This window comes from Flavobacterium geliluteum (assembly GCF_017948595.1).
Lineage (GTDB): Bacteria > Bacteroidota > Bacteroidia > Flavobacteriales > Flavobacteriaceae > Flavobacterium > Flavobacterium flavipigmentatum.
On sequence record NZ_JAGFBV010000003.1, the window covers coordinates 70595 to 96313 of the forward strand.

At 36.4% G+C, this 25719-nt stretch carries 13 protein-coding genes; 8 read left to right on the forward strand and 5 right to left on the reverse strand.

From position 1 onward, the window contains the following. Positions 1–317 precede the first annotated feature (317 nt). From J3495_RS02850 to J3495_RS02885, 8 genes are all read left to right on the forward strand, one after another. Positions 318–770, forward strand: coding sequence for a response regulator (locus J3495_RS02850; RefSeq protein WP_236025381.1), 453 nt, complete (start codon positions 318–320; stop codon positions 768–770). Between the two features lie 63 nt (positions 771–833). After that, the gene (locus J3495_RS02855; RefSeq protein WP_210665061.1) at positions 834–4199 is read left to right on the forward strand and encodes a CheR family methyltransferase; all 3366 of its coding nucleotides are present in this window, start codon (positions 834–836) and stop codon (positions 4197–4199) included. 247 nt (positions 4200–4446) lie between these two features. Further along, positions 4447–7377, forward strand: coding sequence for a triple tyrosine motif-containing protein (locus J3495_RS02860; RefSeq protein ID WP_210665062.1), 2931 nt, complete (start codon positions 4447–4449; stop codon positions 7375–7377). A 216-nt stretch (positions 7378–7593) separates the two neighbouring features. After that, positions 7594–11559 carry a family 16 glycosylhydrolase gene (locus J3495_RS02865; protein ID WP_210665063.1) on the forward strand — a complete coding sequence of 1322 codons (3966 nt, stop codon included), beginning with the start codon at positions 7594–7596 and terminating at the stop codon, positions 11557–11559. Positions 11560–11737: 178 nt separating this feature from the next. Then, on the forward strand, positions 11738–14407 hold the full coding sequence (locus J3495_RS02870) for a beta-1,3-glucanase family protein (protein WP_210665064.1): 2670 nt from the start codon (positions 11738–11740) through the stop codon (positions 14405–14407). Positions 14408–14500: 93 nt separating this feature from the next. Beyond that, positions 14501–16138: a glycosyl hydrolase family 18 protein gene (locus J3495_RS02875; RefSeq protein ID WP_210665065.1), complete on the forward strand. Its 1638-nt coding sequence runs from the start codon at positions 14501–14503 to the stop codon at positions 16136–16138. A gap of 5 nt (positions 16139–16143) precedes the next feature. Continuing rightward, positions 16144–18012: a carbohydrate-binding protein gene (locus tag J3495_RS02880; RefSeq protein WP_236025382.1), complete on the forward strand. Its 1869-nt coding sequence runs from the start codon at positions 16144–16146 to the stop codon at positions 18010–18012. Positions 18013–18198: 186 nt separating this feature from the next. After that, a complete protein-coding gene (locus J3495_RS02885) occupies positions 18199–20979 on the forward strand; it encodes an RICIN domain-containing protein (RefSeq protein WP_236025383.1) in 2781 nt (926 codons plus the stop codon). A gap of 85 nt (positions 20980–21064) precedes the next feature. Here the strand turns inward: J3495_RS02885 and folE are convergent, their stop codons facing one another. The 5 genes from folE to J3495_RS02910 all read right to left on the reverse strand — a co-directional run bounded on the left by folE (position 21065) and on the right by J3495_RS02910 (position 25715). Continuing rightward, a complete protein-coding gene (folE, locus tag J3495_RS02890; RefSeq protein ID WP_210665066.1) occupies positions 21065–21664 on the reverse strand; it encodes a GTP cyclohydrolase I FolE in 600 nt (199 codons plus the stop codon). A gap of 61 nt (positions 21665–21725) precedes the next feature. Then, complete coding sequence (locus J3495_RS02895) at positions 21726–23165, reverse strand: cryptochrome/deoxyribodipyrimidine photo-lyase family protein (RefSeq protein ID WP_210665067.1); 1440 nt, start codon at positions 23163–23165, stop codon at positions 21726–21728. Next, positions 23158–23808 carry a flavin reductase family protein gene (locus J3495_RS02900; protein ID WP_210665068.1) on the reverse strand — a complete coding sequence of 217 codons (651 nt, stop codon included), beginning with the start codon at positions 23806–23808 and terminating at the stop codon, positions 23158–23160. The genes J3495_RS02895 and J3495_RS02900 overlap by 8 nt, the downstream gene beginning before the upstream one ends. After that, positions 23805–24101: a TIGR03643 family protein gene (locus J3495_RS02905; RefSeq protein ID WP_210665069.1), complete on the reverse strand. Its 297-nt coding sequence runs from the start codon at positions 24099–24101 to the stop codon at positions 23805–23807. The genes J3495_RS02900 and J3495_RS02905 overlap by 4 nt, the downstream gene beginning before the upstream one ends. A gap of 297 nt (positions 24102–24398) precedes the next feature. After that, a complete protein-coding gene (locus tag J3495_RS02910; RefSeq protein ID WP_210665070.1) occupies positions 24399–25715 on the reverse strand; it encodes a hypothetical protein in 1317 nt (438 codons plus the stop codon). Between the last annotated feature and the right edge of the window lie 4 nt (positions 25716–25719).

A 25719-nucleotide genomic window follows, 5' to 3' on the forward strand; every position in this document is an offset into this window, starting at 1 on the left:
CCTTTTAGCGGACTGAATCGATCATGACGATTTTATATTTTTCGTCTGATAATGAAAAAGCTTTACTAAAAATTGAGATTTGTATAGGTTTTATAAGTCTTCACGAAATGAAAGTAATCCAAAACCTGTTAAATAATAAATATTCTATAATTATTTTCAATCAAAATAAATTTGTAATAAACAGTAATACCGTGTTATATACGTTGTTTTCTTCTTAACAGATGTTAATTTCTATGTATAATAACGTAAGTAAATTACCTTATTTTATATCTCGCTCTCTATTTATGTTTATATTTGAGATAAATACTGCCGTTGCAATGAATAATACTCCCAATATGAGGATTCTGTTAACAGATGATGATGAAGATGATAGAGATTTTTTTGCAGAAGCAATTGTAGATCTTCATCTAAATTATCCCGTTGAATTTTGTAAAAATGGTATTGAACTCATAGATCGTCTTTCTGATTTAAATTCTGACATTCCAGATATCATTTTTTTAGATCTCAATATGCCCTTACTTTCGGGTCTGGAAACTTTACAGCAAATTAGAGAGGATACAAAATTTAAACACATTCCCGTAATAGCCATTTATTCTACATCTTCAACCGAAGAGGGCATAAAAGATACTTATAGTTTAGGTGCCAACGCCTATATTGTAAAACCTATTGAGTTTAATGATTTGAAAAAAATATTAAAAAAAGTCATTGAAACAAATTGGGAGGAAAAATTAAAAAAAGCAGCAATGGATTCCTTTATAATTTCGCTTTAGCGAAAAACACACACTATCGCCAAATTAATTTGGTTCTTACTCATACACAAAAGGTTAACCATCATGTATACGCAGAAAAATATCTTACCAAAGGCTACTCGCCAAGACTTTCCTGTTGTAGGTATCGGCGCTTCGGCAGGAGGACTTGAGGCTTTTAAGGAGCTTATTGACACAATTCCTCTCGATTCTGAAATGGCGTATGTCATTGTGCAACATCTGCATCCGATGCACGATAGTATGCTGACGGAAATACTTGCGAAAGTGGCTAAAATTCCGATAAACGAAATTAGCGATGAGATTCATCTGGCGCCCAATATGATTTATGTTATTCCCGAAAATAAAATGCTTACTTCTTTTGATGGGGTTTTAAAGCTAAGTCCACGTCTTAAAAATACAAAAAATCAGGTTATAGATGTTTTTTTTAATTCTTTGGCCGAAGTTCATCTTGATCTTGCGTATGGCGTATTGCTTTCAGGAAACGGATCTGACGGAACTGCGGGACTTGAAGCGATCAAGAAGCACGGCGGAATTACTTTTGCTCAGAACATTGATGCTGCAAATAACGAAATGCCGCAAAGTGCTATAGATGCTGGCGTGGTCGATTATATTTTGTCGCCGGCTGAGATCGTAAAAAAAATGATCGAACTCTCAAAAGCAAGAAATTTAATCAACGAAGAAAACAATCCTGATGATGAAGCAACATTTCAAGAGATCATTAAAATACTGCGCCATCATAGCGGAGTAGATTTTACCTATTATAAACAAACTACTATACGCAGACGTATTGCCAGAAGAATGATAATGAGCAAGATGACAAATTTGGCCGATTATCTAAAAATGCTTCAGAGTGATAAAATAGCACAAGAAGATTTGTTCAATGATATGCTAATTCCTGTTACGGAGTTTTTTAGAGATGATAAAATATTTGCGACTCTGCGCGAAAACGTTTTTCCTTTGTTATGCAATAAAGTTGCAGAAGGAAACACCATACGTGTTTGGATTGCAGGATGTTCTACCGGAGAAGAGGCCTACACGATTGCTATTTCGCTTTATGAATATTTAGGGGAAAATTTGACAGGAAAGGAAATTCAGATTTTTGCTTCAGACATCTCCGAAATTGCTATAGCCAAAGCGAGAACTGGCTTTTATACAAAATCTCAGATAAAAAATGTTTCCGAGAACATTCTGGCCAAGTATTTTACCCCAACTGTAAACGGATATAAAATAAAAAGAAAAATTAGGGATATCTGCATTTTTGCAGTTCATAATTTTTTGACAGATCCTCCTTTTGCCAAAATGGATTTAATTAGTTGCAGAAATGTATTTATTTATATGGATTCGCTTTTGCAGAAAAAGTCCCTGACCACTTTTCATTATGCTTTAAAAGAAAATGGTTTTTTACTTTTAGGAAAGTCAGAAACTACTGTCCCGGCTGGCGAATTATTTCAGTCTTTCGATAAAGCCGGAAAAATTTACACACGTAAACAATTATCGGGCAGATTTGTACATTCTGGCATGAGATCTGACCAAAAATCCAAAATCCCCAAGACACCCATTAAAAGAAAAGAAATCACCAAAGAAGATTTTAGAAAAAGTGCCGAATTGGTCTTGCTTTCCAATTATACTCCACCTAGTGTAATCGTTAATGAGAATTTGGATATTGTACATATTAATGGTGTGATTACAGAGTTTATAGCCCTTAATCCCGGTAAGCCCTCTTTTAATCTCTTAAAAATGGCTCGTGATGGATTGGTTTTTGAATTACGGAATGCTTGTCATAAAGCCAAAGAAACGGGTTCGCTTATTATAAAAGAAGGAATTCAGATTAAAAGCAAACAAAATAATATCGAAATTACCATTGAAGTTCAACCTTTAGAAGATACTGCAGAGCCTTATTTTTTAGTTCTTTTTAGCAAAACTATTAGTGGAAAGCAAGATATTATTTCAACTGCAACTATTACAGATGATCCTCGGAATATTGTTTATCTGAAAAGAATTGAACAGCTCGAAAAAGAATTAGCAAAAATACACGATGATGTAAACGCTATAAGCGAAGAGCAGGAAGCCTCAAACGAAGAATTGCAAAGCGCCAATGAAGAATTATTGAGCGGAAGTGAAGAACTACAAAGCCTCAATGAAGAGCTGGAAACTTCTAAAGAAGAATTGCAGTCGAGCAATGAGGAGCTTTTGCAAATAAACCAGGAGCTCTTAAATAAACAGCTGCAAATTAATATTTCAAAAAATTATACCGAAGCCATTGTAGCGACTCTTAGGGAACCTATTGTGGTGCTGGACAATGATTTAAGAATACGAAACATTAACCGGGCGTTTTCTAACAAATACAATATTGCAAAACATGAAGCTACCGGTAAATTGCTTTATGAGATTCAGAATCATCTTTTTGATAACATTCCGATGCGCGCAATGTTAGAAAAGATACTTCCCGAAAAAATACAGCTTGACGATTACCAGATTTCTGTAAATCTTTTGCCTTACGGCGAAAGCACGATGTTGTTAAACGCCAGACAAGTAACCAACGAAACCAGTAAAGAACAGCTGATTTTGCTGGCTATTGAAGATATTACAGAACGAAAAATTACAGAACAAAGATTACAGGTACTAACGGATGGTCTTGAAGCAAAAGTACTCGAGCGTACGGTAGATTTATTAACATCAAATACCGAATTGGAAAGTACGATAAAAGACCTAAACGACGCCAATGTTCAGTTACAGGAATATGCCTATATAGCAAGTCACGATTTACAGGAACCTTTGCGTAAAATATTAATGTTTATCAGCAGGCTTTTAGGTTTGAAAGAAAATATTTCTGAGGAAGCACTTCTTTTACTCGAAAAAATTAGTAAATCTTCAATCAGGATGAATACTTTAATAAAGGATTTACTTACGTATTCTTATCTTAAAAATACTGAAAGAAAATTTACAGTTACAGATTTAAATGTAATTATCGAAAATATCCTTATTGATTTTGAACTTTTAATAGAGGAGCAAAAAGCTCAAATTGAAGTAGGTAAATTGCCTGTTATCAAGGCTATGTCCCTACAGATGAATCAACTTTTTTACAATTTGATCAGTAATGCGCTAAAGTTTCGTAAAAATGATGGTTCGATATCCAAAGTAGAGATTAGCTCGAGCCAAATGACTTCTAATGAAATTAAAAAGTATCCTACTTTAGACCTGCATGCCCGCTATTGCGAGATTATCGTCAAGGATAATGGCATTGGTTTTAAGCAGCAATATGAAAATAAAATTTTTACTATTTTTCAAAGATTGCATAACTCTGATGTTTATAACGGAACGGGTATTGGTCTTGCTATCGGAAAGAAAATTGTAGAAAATCATAAGGGAATTATTTTTACTGAAGCAAAAGAAAACGTGGGCGCAGCATTTCACATCATATTGCCTATGTAAGTTTATTTTTATCACTTTATTTATTGATTTACAGATTTTTTATATAGAATGTAATTTGTTGCATTAAAATAAAATTTTATATATTTGAATTTAGATATTCGTTTTTTTTATGATTTAAAATATTGAATTATCAGTATTGGTGTTAATAAACAAACGATTTGTCTCGCTAAGAAACAGCTTTTCCCAAAGAAGTTGTTTTTGATATTGTGGTTTCAATAGCCACAAATTAACCTACAGACAAAGCCAAATGACGAATTTTATACTTAGATTTTTAGTTGTATGCCTATTTATTTTCTCTTGTTTAGTCAATGCTCAAATAAAAAAAATAGGGGTTCCCTTTATTACCAATTATAGTCCGAAAACCTATAAAGCTGCTTCAGAAAATTGGGATGTTTTGCAAAATTCTAAAGGAATGATGTTTTTTGCCAATCATTTCGGAATCATGCAATTTGATGGTGTGCGATGGAGTATTGTAACGCAACCCGAAAATAAAAGCATGATCCGCTCGCTAGCCATCGACAAAAAAGATGTTATTTATGTGGGCGCTCAAGGCGAATTTGGCTATGCGGCTCAATTATCAAACGGCCAATATAAATACACTTCTTTAGTAAAATTATTTCCAAACTTGGCCAAAAAATTTGGCGATGTTTTGCATACGATTGTTGTAAATGAGGAAGTGATTTTTTTCTCTAACGAAAAAATATTTATTTTTAAAAATAACAAAATCAAGGTCATAAAGTCGGATTCTAGTTTTGACGAATTTTTTACTATTGGTACGGACAGTTATGTTTTGGATAGTGCCAAAGGCTTGCTAAAACTTAAAGGCGATGCTTTGCAACCCGTCACTGGCGGACAACAGTTTGTGGGCATGAATATTCGAAAAGCTCTTGCAACGAAGGAAGGCATGCTCTTGCTCACACAAAAAAACGGACTTTTTATTTTTAAAAACAATCAAATAAAGCCTTTTGTAACCGAAGCAGATTATTTATTAAAGCAAAACCAAATCTCTACCGGAATTTTACTTCCCGATGGTTATTATGGCATCGGAATGCGTCAGGCTGGTTTGGTGGTGATTGATAGTCAAGGCCATTTGATTCAGCATATTAACAAACAAATGGGTTTGCAGAATGAATATGTGACCAATCTTAAAACCGATAAAGAAGGCAACTTGTGGGTAACGCTAAAAGAGGGTATTTCGATGATTCAGATTTCATCACCCTTGTCAAGAATATTAGATACTTCTAATTCTGAAACCAAAATTTATTGCAGTCAGATTTATCAAAATAAATTATACATCTGCACCGGTAATGGTTTGCTTTGGCTCGATTGGGAGGCATACAAAAGTGGAAAGCAAGAAAATGTACACTTTCAACACATTTCTGGAATGTCTGAAAATGTCTGGAATATTGGGGTTTACGGCAATTCGCTTTTGGCTTTTGAAAAAAACGGCATTTTCGAAATAAAAGGAAATTCTGCTCAATTGCTCACAAAAACAAATGGTGCCTGGCAAGGGATAATTATTCCAAAACATCCAGACTTGCTTCTTGTTGGCGGTTATACGGGTTTGTATCTTCTAAAAAATATAAATAAAACCTGGGTATATCAAATAAAAATAAAAGGCTTTGATGAAAGCAGCAGAGTCATTGTAACCGATAGAGATGGAAACATTTGGGTGGCTCACGGATACAAAGGTATTTTTAAACTAAAATTTAATAAAAACTTTGATACGGTTACAGATTATGATTTTTACAACCAAAAAAATGGTTTTCCATCGAGTTTGTTTCTGAATAATTTTAGCATTGACAATCAGATGCTTTTTGGAACCACAAAAGGAGTTTACAAACAAGATTCAAAGTCGAAAAAAATGATTCCTGATGCCTCTTTTAAAAAATATCTCGGCACAGAAAATCATATTCGCCTGCTTAAGGAAGACCATCAAAATAACATTTGGTATGTATCCGGCGACAATACAGGGAAGATGAGCAGGGAGGCAAATGGTAAATTTACTACAGAAGAATTGCCTTTTAGAAAATTAAGATATTTGTATGTTCCGGGTTTCGAAAACATTCAAACAACAGCAAGCGGAGATGTATTTTTTGGCACGCAGGATGGTTTAATTCATTATAAAAAGAACGGAAACAAAAGTTATCTTTCTAAATATAAAGCCGTAATCTCGGAGGTAAAATGTATTTTCCCTAAAGACAGCCTGCTATTTTCAAGCAGATATGATGTGTTGCCAACTCATGATATTTCTTCGGGTGATGAACTTGCTCCTGTTTTGTCTTATGCTAATAACGCTTTGCATTTTTCGTTTGCGTCTTTGTGTTATGACGAAGCCGATGCAACAAAATACGAGTATTGGCTGGAGGGTTTCGACCCAAAATGGTCGGATTGGAACCTTCAGACTGAAAAAGAATATACCAACTTGCCCGAAAATGAATATGTTTTTCACGTTAGAGCAAAAAATCTGTATGATGTTGTAAGTGATGAGGCTGTTTTTAAGTTTCGAATTTTACCGCCTTGGTACAGAACAAGCTGGGCATACCTGTTGTATTTGGCACTTTTTTGTGTCTTGATTTATGCTATTATCAGGTACCAAAAAAATCTCGCAGAACGCGAACGCGAACAATTGATCCTGAATCAGGAAAAAGAATTGTTGCGAAATCGTGCCGCATTAAACGAGCAAAAATTGGCATTGGAACAGGAGAATATGGCTATTATGCGTGAAAACCTTGAAGCTACTATCAATTTAAAAAATGCAAAAGTGGCTTCGAATACCGTAAATCTTATTCATTTAAACGAAATTTTACTGTCTATCAAGGAACTTATTGGTAAAATCGACAAGAAAAATGATGCGAATGTAAATTTTACTTTACTCACAAAAATAAATCGGATAATTGATCATGAGTTGCAAGGCGATCAGCATTGGAATGAGTTTGAAGAAATCTTCAATCAGCTTCATGATAATTTTATGCAACGACTCAAAACCAGTTTCCCAGAACTGACACCTCGAGATATGCGTGTGTGTGCTTATTTGCGAATGAATTTCAATACTAAAGAAATTGCACCGCTTTTAGGAATCTCCGTAAGAGGCGTTGAGGACACCCGATACCGCATTCGAAAAAAATTACAGCTTCCTTCAGACGCCAATATTACTGAGTTTATTCTTAATTTTTAGTCTTTTATTATTAAGTATAATCTCAAGTACTTTTACTTTTTTTGAATGCTTATTACTACATTTTTTTACAAATACCGTAGTCAAACCGTACCTAAAAATAAGACTTCTACGTATTTTATTTGTTAATATTGTACATTGTTAATAAAATAATAGTCTATTTTTTACAAATAGATCGATTATAGAGTTAGCAGTCTTTACTAACAAAAAAATAAAAAAATGAAACAAAAAGACTCCTTTTTCGGACAACCACCGAGAAGTAATTACGCTTTACGAAAAAGATTTATTATTCTTACGATTTTGATTTTTTCGTCTTTTCTAAAAATGAGTGCGCAGTGTAACACTCTTATTTGGTCAGACGAATTTAATGGTACAACAGTCGATGCACTGAAATGGCAAAGCATTTCAGGAAATGGTTGTCCTTCGCTTTGCGGATTCGGAAATGCCGAAGCGCAACGCTACGATCCTAATCAGGCGACAATAGTAAAAGAAGGAACAAACAGTTATTTGAACATTCAGGCCAAATATGAGCCGAATGCGCAATTTCCGCAACAACCTTATGCCTCTGCAAAATTAACTACAGAAGGTAAATATGCTGTAAAATACGGAAGAATAGAAGCCCGAATGAAGCTATCATCAGGAATGGGAGCGTGGCCTGCCTTCTGGATGTTGCCAGAGGGAGGATCTGGAACTTGGCCATTTACCGGCGAAATTGATATTATGGAAGCCAAACACAGGAACCCACAATCTGTAGATGGAACTATTCATTATGATGCTGGCGGTTATCATTATACAGGTAGAAGCTACGCATCTCCAACCGATTTGTCTACAGAATTTCACGTGTATGCAGTAGAATGGGCACCCAATAGTATTAAATGGTTTATTGATGGTAATTTATTTCATACCGCAACACCCAATACAACCGTAAACGGCGGATGGCCTTTTAACGACAGACCGTTTTACATCATTCTAAATCTTGCAGTAGGAAGTGCAGGAACGCCTTACACAAGCGTAAATGGTGCTGGAGTAGCACCAATTCCGGGAGATTTTCCAGCAAAATTGCAGGTAGATTACGTTCGCGTTTACAGCGGCAGTTTTACGTATGGTGTAACTGGTGATGCAAAAGTATACAACAATGAAACCAATAAAACCTATTCTATCAACACAATTGCCGGAGCAACCTATAATTGGACAGTTCCTGCGGGAGCAACAATTACTTCAGGGCAAGGAACCAATACAATTACAGTAAATTGGGGAACAACTGGAGGAGATGTTGCTGTAGCGACCACGGTTTCTGGTTGTGCTGCTAACACTTACAAACTGGCTGTAACCACAGAAGCACCTTTACCGGTAGAGAGAATTTACGAAGATTTTCAATCCAATAGAAATATTGTTTACGGAAACAAAACCGGTGTTCTGACTGAAGCTATTGCAAATCCGTCGGCTACAGGAATTAATACATCACCTTTGGTAGGAAGATATGTTCGTAACTCATCTGAATTGTATGATGTTATGAATATTAAAAATGTAGTGATCAGTAATGCCAATGATTACGTTTACGGTCGCAAAAAGATTTCTTTTGATATTTATACTTCTGCTCCTGTAGGAACTAAAATCTCGATGCAACTCGAAAATAGTCTGGTTACAACAGCCATTAATTTTCCTTCAGGAAGACACAGTGGTTACAAAGCCACCACTACGGTACAAAACAAGTGGGAGACTATTGAGTTTGAATTCGAAAAAGTAATCGATCCCAACACAAGTGCCCTTTCTATCAATACGGTAGTTTTTCTTTTCGAATCTAATTCTAATGCTGGAACTACTTATTATTTTGATAATCTGCTTACAAAAGCGGCTCCTGAAAAACCTGTTATTGCTACTGATGTTTTGCAAAATTATGACGGTATCAATAGAATTATCAAGGGTACTACTACCGGAACTTACAGTGTGGTAGCCAATCCCGGGTCAAACTCTGTAAACGCTTCCGCGAATGTGGCAAGATATGTTCGAAATGTAACCGAGCAATATGATGTTTTATTTTTTAATACACAAAGCACGATTGAAGATGCGGGGTTATTAAAAAATCAGACTAATAAAATTATGATTGACGTCTATACTTCTGCTCCTGTAGGAACTGTTGTAAGTATGAATCTAGAGAATAGCGCCACATCGCTTCCGGGTAATTTTCCAACAGGAAGAAATAGTAATTATGTTGCGATTACTTCAAAACAAAATCAATGGGAAACCCTGACTTTTTATTATAATTCAAGTCCGGACGCAGGAACATCGAACTTAGCGATCAATCAAATGGTTTTGTTGTTCAACTCTGGTTCTTATACCAGCGATACGTATTATTTTGATAATATTAGAATTGGTTCAACCAAATTGCCGGATACTTTTACGCTGGGAGTGGTTTACGAAGATTATCAAAATACACACAATATTACTTTTAGAGATGCGATCGGAACATATACGCCAAACATTGCAAATCCGAGCGCAACCGGAATTAATACTTCTTCAAATGTTGGAAGATATGTTAGAAAATCAACAGAATTATACGATAATTTTTCTTTCAACACGATTTTAAATAACATTGGAGATTTCAAAAACGGAACTAAAAAATTTGCGATGGATGTGTATACTTCAGCGCCAGTAGGTTCTGTTATTTCATGGCAGGCAGAAAGCAGCGCTTCAATTCCGTCTAACTTTCCGGTAGGAAGACACAGCGTTTATCAAGCAGTTGTAAAACAAACCAACACGTGGCATACGCTAATTTTTACGTATGCTAGTGCACCTGACGCCTCAACATTAGATAGCGAAGTAAATCGTTTTGTATTCTTGTTTGAGCCGGGAACCAGTTCTGGAAACACGTATTATTTTGATAATATCAGAGCGGTCAATTTAGTTTCTACAGAAAATCCGCCAGCGACATTGCCATCTCCTTGGGTTAGTACAGATTTGGGAGCTGTAACTCCGGCTGGAGAAGCAACTTACAGTAACGGAACTTTTACAATAAAAGGAGCAGGTACAGACATTTGGGAGTCAAGTGATCAGTTTCAGTATGTTAACCAAGCGATAACAGGTGATGCCGAAATTATTGCCAAAATAAATTCTTTAACCAATACCAATACCTATGCAAAAGCAGGTGTAATGTTCCGCGAAACACTTACGCCAACTTCTAAACACGCTATGACAGATGCCAGTGCAGGAGCAGGAATTGAATTTCTATCCAGAAACACAACAGCGGGAATAACAATTTTTGAAGGAACTGGCGGTGCGTCTCCAAAATGGGTTCGTTTGGTAAGATCAGGAAATACATTTACGTCTTATTCATCAGACAACGGTACAACATGGACACAAATTGGTACGCCAAGAACGATCGCCATGGCCAATACTATTTATGTGGGTATGGCGGTGACTTCTCATGCAAACGGAACATTGGCGACTGGAGTTTTTAGCGATGTCATTGTTAGAAATATTACTTCAAACAACAACGTCAATTTGGCTTTATCAAAACCAACTGTTGCTTCTACAGAGGAGAATGCTACTTACGCTTCGGCGAAAGCCACAGATGGAGATGCCACAGCCTCAAGATGGTCGAGCGGTTTTGCCAATGCCAGCGAATGGATTTATGTTGATTTGCAAAGCAATTACACTATCAATCGTGTGGTTTTGAAATGGGAAGCGGCTTTTGCAACCCAATATAAAGTGCAAATTTCTACTGATAACGTTTTTACAGAAAATGAAACGGTAAATACGCAAACGGCCAGCGATGGCGGAACAGACGATTTGGTAGTGAACGGAACCGGAAGATACATCAGAATTTTATGTACTACCAAAGCTCTGACTCCTTATGGATATTCTCTTTTTGAGTTGGAAGCGTATGGAACTGCTTCTACCGCTAAAAAAACAGCAACAATTGTTGAGGAACCGCAAGGAGAAACCGCAGTTTTTGCCATGTATCCTAATCCAGCAAGTAATTATGTTCAAGTTTTGGTACCCGAAAAATTAGATCATAAAGTGATCACAATTTTTGATAATTCGGGAACTCAGATTATCGAGCACAAAATGGATGCTGACACTAACGAAAGCCTGATCGATATTAGCAAACTTGCCAGAGGAATTTATATTCTGAATTTTAAATCGGATCAAAAAAGCTGGACTAAAAAAATGATTAAGCAATAATTATAATCCGTTGGGTGTGATTTCTTTAAAAATAAATGTTCTTGTTATAAATAAAACTGGAATAAAATTTAAATGGATAGCACCAATAATTACACCTGACGGATCAATAAAGTCATCATTTCTAAAAAAGGGCTTTATGATTTCAAACCTATTTACGTAACCCCAAAATAACTTAAATATGAATAAAATTAAATTATCAGCAATTTCCTTTCTGATGACACTATTTTTGGTGTTGTCAAACTCTATGTACGGGCAAGGTGCCATACCTTTTACAATCACGAATAATTCTACATTTAATGATAACGAATTATATGTGGCGATTGTAGGTATCGATTACAACACAGGTAATCACGTTTGGGTCAATGCCAAAACGAGTCAGGTTTTACCCATGAGCTCTTCTTATAATACGGTTACGGGCCCAACAATTGGAGGGAATACCGGACCAGGACAGAACTCTAAATATGCTAATTGCTTTACCAAATTAAGCGAAATTCCGAATAAGACTTTTACATTGCCTTTAATCGCAGGCTGTAGAGTTTTTATCGCCAAAGGACAGCAATTGTATTTTTACTTTTTTGGTGCTAATGGTGCTCCTTCGGGATATACTTCGCCAAATCCGTTGAATGTAACCGATCCTAATCAGGGCATTTTATATGAAATCATTGAACTTACCAATAACCAATACGGTTTCTTTGGAAATCCTTCAAGAGTAGATTCGTATAAATATCCAATGGGATTGGAATTATTTGGTGCCAATGGTTATCAGAAAAAAGTAGGAGAGTTAAAAAAACATTCAGAGATTGTGGCGGCTTTCAAAGCCAATGTTCCCTCAGAATTTCAAGGTTGTGTAAATGATGCTACAGGCGAAATTACAGCACCATCCAAAACTCCTGCTTTTGCCGATGGAACAGGGGGAACCAGTGTAGGTCCTCACGCCAATTATTTAAAATCATACATTGATGCAATCTGGAATAAATATAAAAACGAAGATTTAATATTTTATGCGGGTGATGCAGGTGTTTTTAAAGGAAGAATTATTGGAGAACAACTTGAAGTAGTAGGACAATCCGGCGGATTTACTGGCCGTACGGGTAGAGTGCAAAGCAGACCTTCGACTCAGGAAGCTCTTGAAGGCAAAGGTGTTTTAGACAGAAGATTGGTTGACGGAGATTTGGATCTGGTTATTCAAGCTCAGTTAACTGCGGCAATCAACAGACACATGGTAAATGTTACTACACCCAATCCGGGACAACAAAACTGGTACAATGCGTCGCAATTTTACCAAGCCAATCCAACAAATCATTATTCTAAATTCTGGCATTTACCTGGTATCAGTGTTGATAATCTGGCGTACGGATTTGCTTATGATGATGTAGCCGATCAATCCCCTTCATTACATTCGCCACAACCAACAAAAGTGATTGCTGTTTTTGGAGGATACGCAGGATTAGTACCTTCTGTACCCGCTAGTACAGATGTAATTACAGCTTATAAAGATTGTAACTATACCGGATTTTCTGGTGGATTAACTATAGGAGATTATAATTTGGCCCGATTAAAAACGTTAGGAATCGAAGACGATGCTATTTCTTCGCTTAAAATTACTAAAGGTTTTCAGGCGATTTTGTATCAGGATGATAATTTTGGCGGAGCTTCAACTATCATCAATTCTGATAATTCTTGTTTGAATACTACTTGGAATGATAAAGTAACTTCTATCCGAATTTTGGCAAACGGAACCACTACTTTAGGAAATACGACTTATTACCTTCAAAACAGAAACAGTGGTTTAAACATGGATGTTTGGAATGCCAGTACGGCTAACGGAGCCAATGTAGCGCAAGGTGTTGCCAATAATGGTAACAACCAGAAATTTACTTTTACTCATTTGGGTGATGGTTTGTATAAAATTATTGTCAACCACAGCGGACAATCATTAGATATCAAAAACTTCAGTAAAGAAAATGGTGCCAATGTAGAGCAATATCCATACAATGCAACAACAAATCAGCAGTTCATATTGGTTTCAACAGGTGACGGATTCTATAAAATCGTTGCCAGAAATAGCGGAAAAATTGTTGAGGTAGGTGGCGCAAGTACTGCCAATGGTGCTAATGTACAACAGTGGGATGACAACAATCAGACTTGTGGTCAATGGAAATTGATTCCAGTTACCACTTCTTCAACATCTGTTTTAATCCAGGCTGAGGATTATTCTGCCATGAATGGAATTCAGGTTGAAGCGACTACAGACACAGGTGGTGGTTCTAATGTTGGTTATACCGAAACGGGTGATTGGTTGGCGTATAACGCTATTAATTTTCCAACAACAGGTTCTTATTTAATCGAATACAGGGTAGCAAGTGCCGTAACTGGCGGTAAGTTATCTTCAGATTTAAATGGAGGAACTATTGTTTTGGGCACTGTGGATGTACCAAATACCGGAGGATGGCAAAATTGGCAGACAATCTCGCAAACGGTAAACGTAAACGCAGGAACATACAATTTTGGTATTTACATTCAAAATACGGGTATGAATATCAATTGGATCAAAATTACTAAAGTTGGCGCTGGTTTAAACGCAAAAACAGTTGCTACCACAGTAGAAGAAGAACCAGCTGAAGTGACTCTAAATGTCTACCCAAGTCCTGCAGAAAATACACTTTTTATCACAGCCGATGTAACTGACGGAAATGTTAAGATAGTAGATTCTCAAACAGGAGCGGTAGTGGTGTCACAAAAAAGCAATAACAACAGCATAGATGTTTCGCGTTTAAAAGCAGGAATTTATTTGGTTGTTTTTGAAAAAGATGGTAGAAAAACGGTTAAACGTTTTATAAAAAAATAGTTTTAAATGATTAAAAGCCTCGAACATTCTAATCAAATGAGAAAAATTTGAGGCTTTTATTTTCTTCCCCCAAAAAAAATAAAAAAGAAGATTATGAAAAAAAATTATACAAAGATTCAACTAAAATGGATCATTATTTTAGCCTTGAGCGTTTTCAATTTTTCAATCGCTCAAAAAAAAGTAATTGCTTATATTCCTAACTGGATTGACCTAAATGCTTTTTCAAGCACTATTCAATACAATAAATTAACGCATATAAACCTTGCGTTCGAAAATCCGGATACCAACGGATATCTGACTTTCACTTCGGGGTCTAACACTATCATTAACGCAGCGCATGCACAAAATGTAAAAGTTTTTGTTTCTCTTGGAGGAGGATCTGCTTCAGAAAATGCGGGCATTCGTGGTAATTATTTCAACCTGATCAGTCCCGCAAACAGAACTGCATTTATTCAAAAAATATATGATTATGTTGTTGCTCATAATTTTGATGGAGTCGATGTAGATTTGGAAGGTCCTGCAATCAATGGTGATTACGGAGGATTTGTAATTGCTTTGGCTAATAAATTGCATGCTGGTGGTAAACAAATTACTGCCGCACTTTCTGAAGGTTATGGTGGTGCTAATGTTCCTTCTTCTACGTTTGCTGCTTATGATTCGATCAATATCATGGCGTATGATGCAACTGGCCCTTGGAATACTGCAAATCCCGGTCCACACTCTCCTTATAGTATGGCGGTTAATCAGTTTAATTACTGGACAGGAAGAGGTTTACCAGCAAGTAAAGCCATTATTGGAGTGCCGTTTTACGGATATGGTTTTGGAGCTGCTGCTAATCAGGGAATTTCGTATGCCAATATTATAGCACAATATCCGGGTGCTGAAAATGTAGATCAGGTAGGAAATACGATTTATTATAATGGAATACCAACCATTAAACAAAAAACAGCTTTTGCGATTCAAAACGCTGGAGGTGTTATGATTTGGGAGCTTTCGCAAGATGCTGTGGGGTCAAAATCATTATTAACTGCAATCAATCAGGTTATTACAGGAAGTCAGCCACCAGCAGGAGGTACTTTGATTCAGGCTGAAAATTATTCTTCGATGAGTGGTGTGCAAACCGAACCAACAACAGACACGGATGGAGGTCTGAATGTGGGTTATGCAGATACAGGCGATTGGATGGCCTATTTTAATATCAATTTCCCCACGTCAGGTTCTTATTTGATTGAATATAGGGTAGCAAGTGCTGTTTCGGGAGCCAGAATTTCATCAGATTTAAGCGCAGGAACCATTCAGTTAGGGTCTGTTAATATCCCTAATACAGGAGGATGGCAAAATTGGCAAACAGTTTCTCAAACTGTAAATGTAAATGCAGGAACGTATAACTTCGGAATATACATTCAAAATTCGGGAGTGAATTTAAACTGGTTCCGAATAACAAAATCAGCGTCTGCTTTAACATCCAAAATGACTTCTCCTGAAATTGTAGACGAAAAAACAATCGCAAGTCTGACTGTTTATCCAAGTCCAACGCAAGAAACTCTTTTCTTTTCTACAGAAATTTCTGGAGCGAGTGTGAGTATTATCAATTCTCAAGGAGGTCAAACGCTTTCTGAACAAAAAATCAATAACAATAGTCTGGATGTTTCGGGTTTAAAAACCGGAATCTATCTGATTTTGGTAGAGAAAGACGGAATTAAAACGGTAAGACGTTTTGTGAAAAAATAAAGTAGATGAAGAAAAATATAATAGTTTTAGTTCTTTCAAAGCTACTTTTATTGACATTTATTTTCTTTGGTTTAAGCTGCCATGCTCAGGTTATAATGTTTGATGATTTTAATTATTCAGGCAATAATGACCCACAATTGTCATCGTTTAATAAATGGCAAATAGTTAACGGAGTGAGCGGACCGCCTGAGGGAGCCATGTACAGCAGAAATAATGTAGCTTTTGTTGCAGACCCAGATAATTCAAATAATAAGTTGATGACATTGAAAACAACTGTGAATGGCCAGTCTAAAGCTGTAACACATTCCAGAATAGAAAGTTCTTTTGAATATTTTGAAGGAACTTATGCATCAAGAGTCTACTTATCTGATGAATCTTTTGTAACGAAAGATGCCAATATACAGACCTTTTTTACCATTGTAAGTTCAAGTCTTGCTCAGGATGGTTCGAAGTATAGTGAAATGGATATAATAGAATATATGGCTGCTGATAAATGGGGTGTTTCTCCAGACAACAGAGTTGGATATACGACTTCCTATCATAAATATATTGCAAATCCTTGGAAGCCATGGAAAACCTATTCTACCCAACAAAAATCATTGGCGGGGTGGCATACTTTTATCGCTACTTGCACAGATGGTGTGAATATCAAATATTACATGGATAACACGCTTATTGCAACTCATTCTGTTACTGATAATGAAACTCAGGCTGGTCTTCCTGTTTATCCCCGAAGTACGATGCAGGTGGCATTTGCAAACTGGATCTGGAATAATGTATTAGGTACCAGCACTAGTAATAGAGAGAACACTTTCATGGCAGATTGGGTTTTATATTATAAAAATACAGCATTAGACCTGGCTCAGATTAATACTTTGGTGGCCAATTATAGAGCACAAGGATTGAAAAGAAGAAATCTGGCAGGACAAACATTTTATGATACACCGCAAAATGGCGTTGCCACAATGCATAAGGATTGTAATTATGCGGGATATGCTGTGAGTTTACCTGTTGGTAACTATACTTTAGCTGACCTGCAGGCAAAAGGAATTTTAGATAATGATATTTCTTCGCTTAAAGTGCAAAATGGTTATGAAGTAGTGCTGTATACAAATGATAATTTTACTGGTTCTTCTGCAATTATTACCTCAGATGATACTTGTCTGGTAGATAATAATTTCAATGATACAGCTACTTCTGTAAGAGTGAGAGCAATAACAAATTCTTCTTCAGTATTGATTGAAGCAGAGAGTTATGCCGTCATGAGCGGAATTCAAACTGAAGCTACAACAGATACTGGTGGAGGATTGAATGTAGGTTATACAGATACGAGTGATTGGATGTCTTACAGCAATATCAATTTTCCAACATCTGGTTCTTATTTGATTGAGTACAGAGTTGCCAGTAATGTCAACGGAGCAGTCATTTCTTCAGATTTGAGTGCAGGAAGCATTCAGTTAGGAGCTGTAAATATTCCTAATACCGGAGGATGGCAAAATTGGCAAACTGTTTCTCAAACCGTAAATGTAAATGCAGGAACGTACAACTTTGGAATATACATTCAAAATTCCGGTGTGAATTTAAACTGGTTCCGAATCACAAAATCAGGATCGGCTCTTACTGCGAAATCAGCTCCAACAGAAAAAATTGAAAGTTTGACTGTTTACCCAAGTCCAACGCAAGATACACTTTTCTTTTCTACAGAAATTTCAGGAGCTAGTGTGAGTATTATCAATTCTCAGGGCGGCCAAACGCTTTCCGAACAAAAAATCAATAACAATAGTGTAAATGTTTCGGGTTTAAAAACTGGGATCTATCTGATTTTGATAGAGAAAAACGGAATTAAAACAGTAAGGCGTTTTGTGAAAAATTAACCTTTTAAAAAGAGCGCTATTGCTTATTTATTTATAAAAAAAGAATAGCGCTTTTTAATAAATAGTAACCCCAAATCTTAAATAAAAATGAAAAACAATTACAGCTTTCGCTTAATTTTACTCGCGTTTTTAGCTTTTAGTAGCTTTGCTGTTGCGCAGACCTCTCTAGGGTCGAGTAAAACATTTATGAGTAGTTTAAAAAAAGAACTCGTTAATTCTGCTACTTCAAAAAGTACAGAAAAAACAGTCTTACTTGCAGTCGAAAATTCCAAAAAATTCAATGGAAAAATAAACTACAAAGAATCTAATTCTTCAAGTGAATTTTTGATTGGAGAAATTAAAAATGTGGCAGAATCTTCTTTTTACATCAAAGTGATGGATAAATCATTAGAAGGGCACATTATTTTTAAGAAAACAAAAGAAGCATATAAATACTATTCTGATGCTCAAGGAAATGCCTACGTTTCTAAAGTAGACATCAATACCTTAGTTTGTATCAATTACGAAAATGTCCCCCAGACATCTAGTAAAACAAGTAAAGTAGCAGCTGCTGCAGAAATTGCTCCGGCTTTGTTAAACTTGCAAAGTTTACCGGGCGCGGCAGGTTGTGTTTTATTAGATTTTGATGGTTATAACATGCCAGCAGGAAATCTTTGGAACAACGGAAACGCAATCAATGCGGCACCATCTGGTATGAGCGATGCCGCTGTGCAACAACATTGGGAGGTAGTTGCAGAGGATTACAGACCTTTTAATGTAAACATTACAACGAGTGAAGCTGTTTTTAATTCTTATCCGAGAAATAGAAGAATGCGCGTGGTGGTAACTCCAACCAATACTGCAGCCCCGGGGGCGGGAGGTGTAGCATATATTGGTTCTTTTAACTGGGACAACGATGTGCCTTGCTGGGTATTTATTACTTCGGGCAAATCTGGTGGAGATGCCTCAGCGCATGAAATAGGTCATACTTTTGATCTTGGTCATGACGGTCGTACAAATCCTTCTGAAGGTTATTTTATAGGTATAGACGGAACATCCTGGGCACCTATCATGGGAGCAGGTTATTACAGACCTGTTGTACAATGGAGTAAGGGAGAATACAATTATGCCAATAATACCCAAGATGATGTGGCAACAATTGCCAGTGCTAAATTTGGCGTGGGCTACAGAGGCGATGATTACGGAAATAATATTGCTTCGGCAGCAAACTTAGACTATAATGCTAGTGGAGCCATCAACCAGAAAAATGGTGTTATTGCCAGTGAGGCCGATTATGATTTCTTTACTTTTACAACAGGTGGTGGAAATGTTTCCATTAATGCCAATACGGTGAGTCGCGATGGAAATTTGCATCTTTTGATGCGGTTGTACAATGCTGCAGGAGCTGAGATAGGGACCTATTGGAACTCTGATCCGTTTGTTTTGAATGCTTCAATGAATGTAAATCTACCAGCCGGTAAATACTATGTTGGTGTTGACGGAAGTGGTGCCGGAAATGCCGGTTACGGAGGATATTCGGCATATGGTTCTATCGGAAGCTATTCGATTACAGGAACAATTCCGCCAGGAGGAAATATCAGCCCTTCAACAGATGTGATCACAGTGTATAAAGATTGTAATTATACGGGATTTTCAGGCGGATTAACGATTGGTGATTATAACATGGCCCGTTTGAACGCACTAGGTGTTTTGAATGATGATATTTCTTCGCTTCGAATTACACAAGGTTTTCAAGCAATTTTGTACCAAGATGATAATTTTACAGGAGGATCGACAGTAATTAATTCTGATAATTCATGTTTGAATACAACTTGGAATGACAAGGTAACTTCTATTCGAATTATTGCAAACGGAGTGACCACTTTAGGAAATGCAACCTACTTTTTGCAAAACAGAAATAGTGGTCTAAATATGGATGTCTGGACTGCAAGTCTGGCCAACGGAGCCAATGTAGCGCAGGGAAATGCCAATGGTGGAAATCATCAAAAATACACCTTTACGCATTTGGGTGATGGATTGTATAAAATTATCGCCAATCATAGCGGTCAGTCTTTAGATGTAAATAATTTTAATAAAGCGAATGGTGCCAATGTAGAGCAATATCCGTACAACGGAACGACAAATCAACAATTTATTTTAGTTTCTACAGGTGATGGATTTTATAAAATTATTGCCCGACACAGCGGTAAAGTTGTTGAGGTAGCGGGTGCGAGTACTGCCAATGGTGCCAATGTTCAGCAATGGGACGATAATGGTCAGACATGCGGACAATGGAAATTGATTCCTACTACGACGGCACAAACTTCAAGTTTAATTCAGGCCGAGGATTACTCAGCCATGAACGGAATCCAAACCGAAGCTACAACAGATACTGGTGGCGGACTAAATGTGGCATACACAGATACAGGCGACTGGATTGCGTACAACAATATCAATTTTCCGACTTCTGGTTCTTACACTATAGAATACCGAGTTGCAAGTGCTGTTACGGGAGCCAAAATATCTTCTGACTTAAATGGTGGTACTATTATTTTGGGAGAAGTTGGAATTCCGAATACTGGAGGATGGCAAAACTGGCAAACGGTATCGCAAACGGTAACTGTAAGCGCAGGAACGTATAATTTTGGCATTTACATACAAAACAGTGGAGTAAATATTAACTGGATTAAAATTACCAAAATTGGTGCTGCAGCAAGTACTCCTCAGGTTTCAACAATTGTTTTGAATGAAGAAATAGATGAGGTTGCTTTCAACGTATATCCAAATCCAGTTTCAGAAACACTTTTCTTTACAACAAATGTGTCAGGTGCCAATGTTAGTATCGTTGATTCGCAAACAGGAAGTTTGGTTACAAAGCAAAAAATTAATGATAATAATGTTAATGTTTCGGGCTTAAAAAGCGGAGTTTACATCATTATTTTTGATAAAGATGGTCAACAAACGATCAAACGTTTTATAAAAAAATAAGTTTTCTTTTTTAATAAATCAGCCGTCTCGAAATTTCTCGTGACGGCTTTTTTTATAATTGAGTAGAAATGCTTATGCAACCAATTTAGCTCAACTTATTTGATATTAAACTAATAAATTCTGCTCGGGTTTTGTTCTCTTCAAAAGCACCAGTAAAAGATGAGGTTGTGGTAAAAGAATTTTGTTTTTGAACACCTCTCATCTGCATACACATGTGCTGCGCCTCAATAACAACAGCTACTCCTAGAGGATTTAAGGCTTCCTGAATACAATTTCTTATCTGGTCTGTCAATCGCTCCTGAACTTGTAATCTTCTTGCAAAAGCATCAATAATTCGGGGTATTTTACTCAACCCAACTATTTTTCCGTTGGGAATATACGCAACGTGTACTTTACCAAAAAAAGGCAATACATGATGTTCGCACATAGAATACATTTCGATATCCTTTACCACGATCATCTGTTTGTGATCTTCGGTAAACATGGCCGATCTGATAATTTCTAGTGGATCTAATTCGTAACCATGTGTCAAAAATTGCATTGCTTTAGCAGCTCTTTCAGGTGTTTTTTCGAGTCCTTCTCGTGTCACATCTTCACCTAAATTTTTAATAATTGATTGGTAATTGGTAGCAATTGTTTCGAGTGTTTCTGAATTGTAGCTTTCGATTTTTTCGTAATTTTTCATTCAATACTTTTTATTGTTTTTTTTATTTTCTTGCTGAATTTGGATTGTTTACATGTTTTTTTTAAATTTGCTTCCCTGCTTCTTTTACATCGTCTTTTTTTCTAAAACTCCAAATAATGGTACTGGCATATTTTCTTGTTTCCTCAATGTCTACTATCGGAAACGGATAATCTTTACCAATCAAACAACCATAAAATTGCTGGTCTATCAAACCTAATTTCCAGGGTTCATGAAGTAGGTGAGCGGGAACATTGGCCAGTTCTGGAATCCATTTTTTTATAAAAATTCCATCAGCATCATGTTCTTCAGAATTTTTTATCGGATTATAAATTCGGATCGTATTTATTCCGGTAACACCAGACTGCATTTGCAATTGCGGATAATGAATACCGGGTTCATAGTCTAAAAATTGCCTTGCTAAAAAATGTAGCTCCCGCCAATCCTGCCAAAGATTAAACACAAAAAAAGACACCACCAAAGCACGCATTCTAAAGTTGATATAACCCGTTTGTACTAGGCAACGCATACACGCATCGACTATTGGTACGCCCGTTTTTCCTTCTTGCCACGCTTTTATATAAGTTTCATTCTTCGGTTTTTCAAGAACATCAAACGCACGATTAATGTTTTCAAACTCTATTCTGCATTCACTTTCAAACTTTTGAATGAAATGACAATGCCAATGCAAACGTGAAATAAAATTAGAAAGCGCTCTCTTATTGGCAGATTTTTCATAATGCTGCATCGTATATTGATAAACCATCCGCATACTGATGTTTCCGTAGGTCAGATAAGGAGACAATCTGCTGCATCCTTTTCTACTTAAATTAGGTTTAGAAATATGTTTGCTATAATTGATATAACGTTCTTTTAAAAAACTATCCAGATAGCGCCAAGCCCAATATTCGCCTCCTTCCTGAAAATTTTTATTCCTTGTTTTTATTGCTTCCGGTAATTTTTTACCTTTTAAAGCATCATAATGAACGGTTTCTAAATCTAAAAAGCTTCCTTTTTTAGCATCAAATGAGTGCGGAATACCACTCATGGCGTGATTCCACCTTTTGTCCCAGTCACTTCGGGTTTTTAACTTTCGAACAACGCCATTGGTTTGAAATTCTTTCCAAAAAATATTCTTTTCAAAGCAATATTTTTGAATGGCTATATCTCTCTCAAACGTTACTTTATTGCCGGTTTCCTGATACGAAAAAATATTTTTTATGACATACCTTTTTGAAAGTTCTTCTAAAACAAAACCTGCTTCCTGATGAAAAACATGAATTTTAGCAGAAGCTTTATCAAAACTTTGTTGTAGATAATCCAATGATTCATAAACAAAACGCCAGTGCCTCACATCCGAATCATCATAATTCATCACCGAGGGTTCAAAACAATACAGCAATAAAATGGGCAGATCCTGTTGCTGAGCTGTAAACAAGGCCTCGTGGTCTGTCACTCTCAAATCCCTTTTAAACCATACAATATTAATTTCCTTTTTACTCAATTGAAAGTATTGAAGTTATCTCTTTGTTGGGTTTTGCGTAGCTCAGCCTGTCCAATCTTTTTGTTGTATGATAACTGTCTAGACCTGAACAGGTAATGGTGTTGGCTCTTTCTATGTCAATAAATCCGTCTTCATACAAGCAATCTTCGGGAACGTACAATTGTACAATTTCGCCAATAACCATTGTGGTATTGTTAATGGTAATGTCTATTTTTTCTCTAAATTCTATCCCGAGTTGAATGTGGCTTTCTTTTACAAATGGAGCCTGAAAGTTGTTTTTGTATTCGGGTGTCAAACCAACAGCATCAAATTCAGATATATCCGAATCATATCGTGCCGAAGTTTGATGCGCCTGTTGATAAATAGCTTCGTTAATATGATTGATAGTATAAAAACCGGTAGCAAGAATATTTCTAAAAGTATCACGTTCAGGTGGGCTTGGTCTAAAGATCAAAGCAATTAGCGACGGATTGGCGCCAAGGTGAAAAATAGAACTAAAAACCGCCAGATTTGAAGTATTCGCATCACTTTTTGTACCTATTAAAGAAACACTTTTAAAACCGCCGAGACTGTTAATAAGGTGAACTCTTTTTTGTTTGTCTAAATGATCAATGTCTGATGAGTTTAGGTATGTTTTTTTCATCGTCGTTTGGATATTTTATTGTTTGAAATTGCTCGCTGTAAATTGCACTTAAACCGATCTATTCCCGATACACGTTTTGCGGCATGTTTTGTTTTACAATTTTCTACTCTTGTGCGCCAAAGCCTGTAGCTACTAAATTTTAGCTCTTTTTTCATCAAAGATTTTACATCAGCCTCAGACAAATTAAACTGAAACTTGATGGCTTCAAAGGGCGTTCTGTCTTCCCATGCCATTTCAATAATTCGATCTACATCAACTTCGGATAAACTTTCTACTTTTTTTACAGACAACATATTAATTTGTTTAATGAAAATTTTAAAAGATTAAACAAAAGTACATAATTTTGACAAACCAGAATTAAAAAATTAAAAGAATTTATTTCTTATCAAAAAATTATTGGTCTCAGATTCGGGTTTAAAACCCTTCAATTTATTGCAGTACTTTGGTAATCTGGCGCGTACTTATAATTTAAAGAAAACAAAAAAAGCCATTCCGTAATAGAATGACTTTTTGCTTTTTAAATGGCCAATTACAAAGAGGTTGATACAATAAAAGACTGTCTAAATTTATTTTTCTAACAATAAAATAACTTATAGAACACTAATTTTTACCGAACTTGCTTTGTCGTTAAAAGTTCCTAGACAACTGTTATTTCCAGTTATTATAATAGTTTCTCCTCCAAAATTATCGTTTTGATACAGTGTAATTTTATAGCCACTTTCTAGACGTACCGATGACAAATCATCATTTACAACACCATAGGATTTAAGCTGAGCCAGTGTATAATTACCTACTGGCAAGGCAACTGCATAACCTGTATAGTTGCAATTCTGGAAAACGGTTGCAACACCTCCGGCCGCAGCATTATAATTATTATTGATATAAGTGTGTGAAAAATTGCCAACTCCATCAAAATAATTATCGGCTAATTTGGCCGGATCTGTGGCAAGTTCTCCGCCTTGTACAATACCATCATTGCCATCATTCCAAGCCCATGGAGCATTGGCTCCACCTGATTTAAAATCATTTCCTTTAAAACCGCCACCTGCATTAAAAAACAAATCGGTGTTGAATCGTTGGTCCCATAATCCTCCTGTTTCAAAAATATCAACAAGTTTGTACTCAACATAATTGTCATAATTATCGGCTGGTATCTGCGCAACTCCGCTTGCAGACGGGTAGTAGATAATTCCGTCTCCGTTTATATCGTGTTGTGGCCACGCTTTTAGGCCGTGCCCTTTTGCTTCTTGCGCCGTAACAGGATGCATTTCTCCGTTAAAGTCTTTCATTTGCAATGTTCCATCAATACTTTCCAATCCAGTTACAAATGAGCTGCCCGCAGTTGCATAAGAAAAGAAGTCGGAATGATTGGTGGTAACGGCTCCTTTTAAGCTTCCGTAAGCAGATCCATCTTTTTCTACAATCATTAATACACCTTCTAAATCATTTTCGTGTTGGTCTAGTTGGTACAAAAGCGCAATATCTGTCCAATCTCTCGGAGAAAAAAAGGCGTATGTAATAAACCAATGTGTTTTTGATTCTACTACCGAATAGTAACAATGTGCCAATAAAGAGTTGGCAAACGCGGGAAGATTGTTCCAGTTATTCTCTGCATTCCAGTCATTATCATAATTTATGGCAGTAAGATAATCTGATTTTCCTCCTTCAGAATAGGTTCCCGTGGCATCTACATCTTTGTAATGAATTGGTGCCCATCTTCTGGCTAAATCTGAACTGGCAGATGCACTAATTTTATTAAAATTCTGCTTTTTTTCTACCACAGTTGTAGTCGTTTTTTCTTCTTCTAATGTGGTGTCCTGACATGAAAATGTCATTGCCAATGCCATCATAACGAAGACCTTACCGAATACTTTACTGATTACTTCTTTTCGATTCTTTTTTTTCATAATT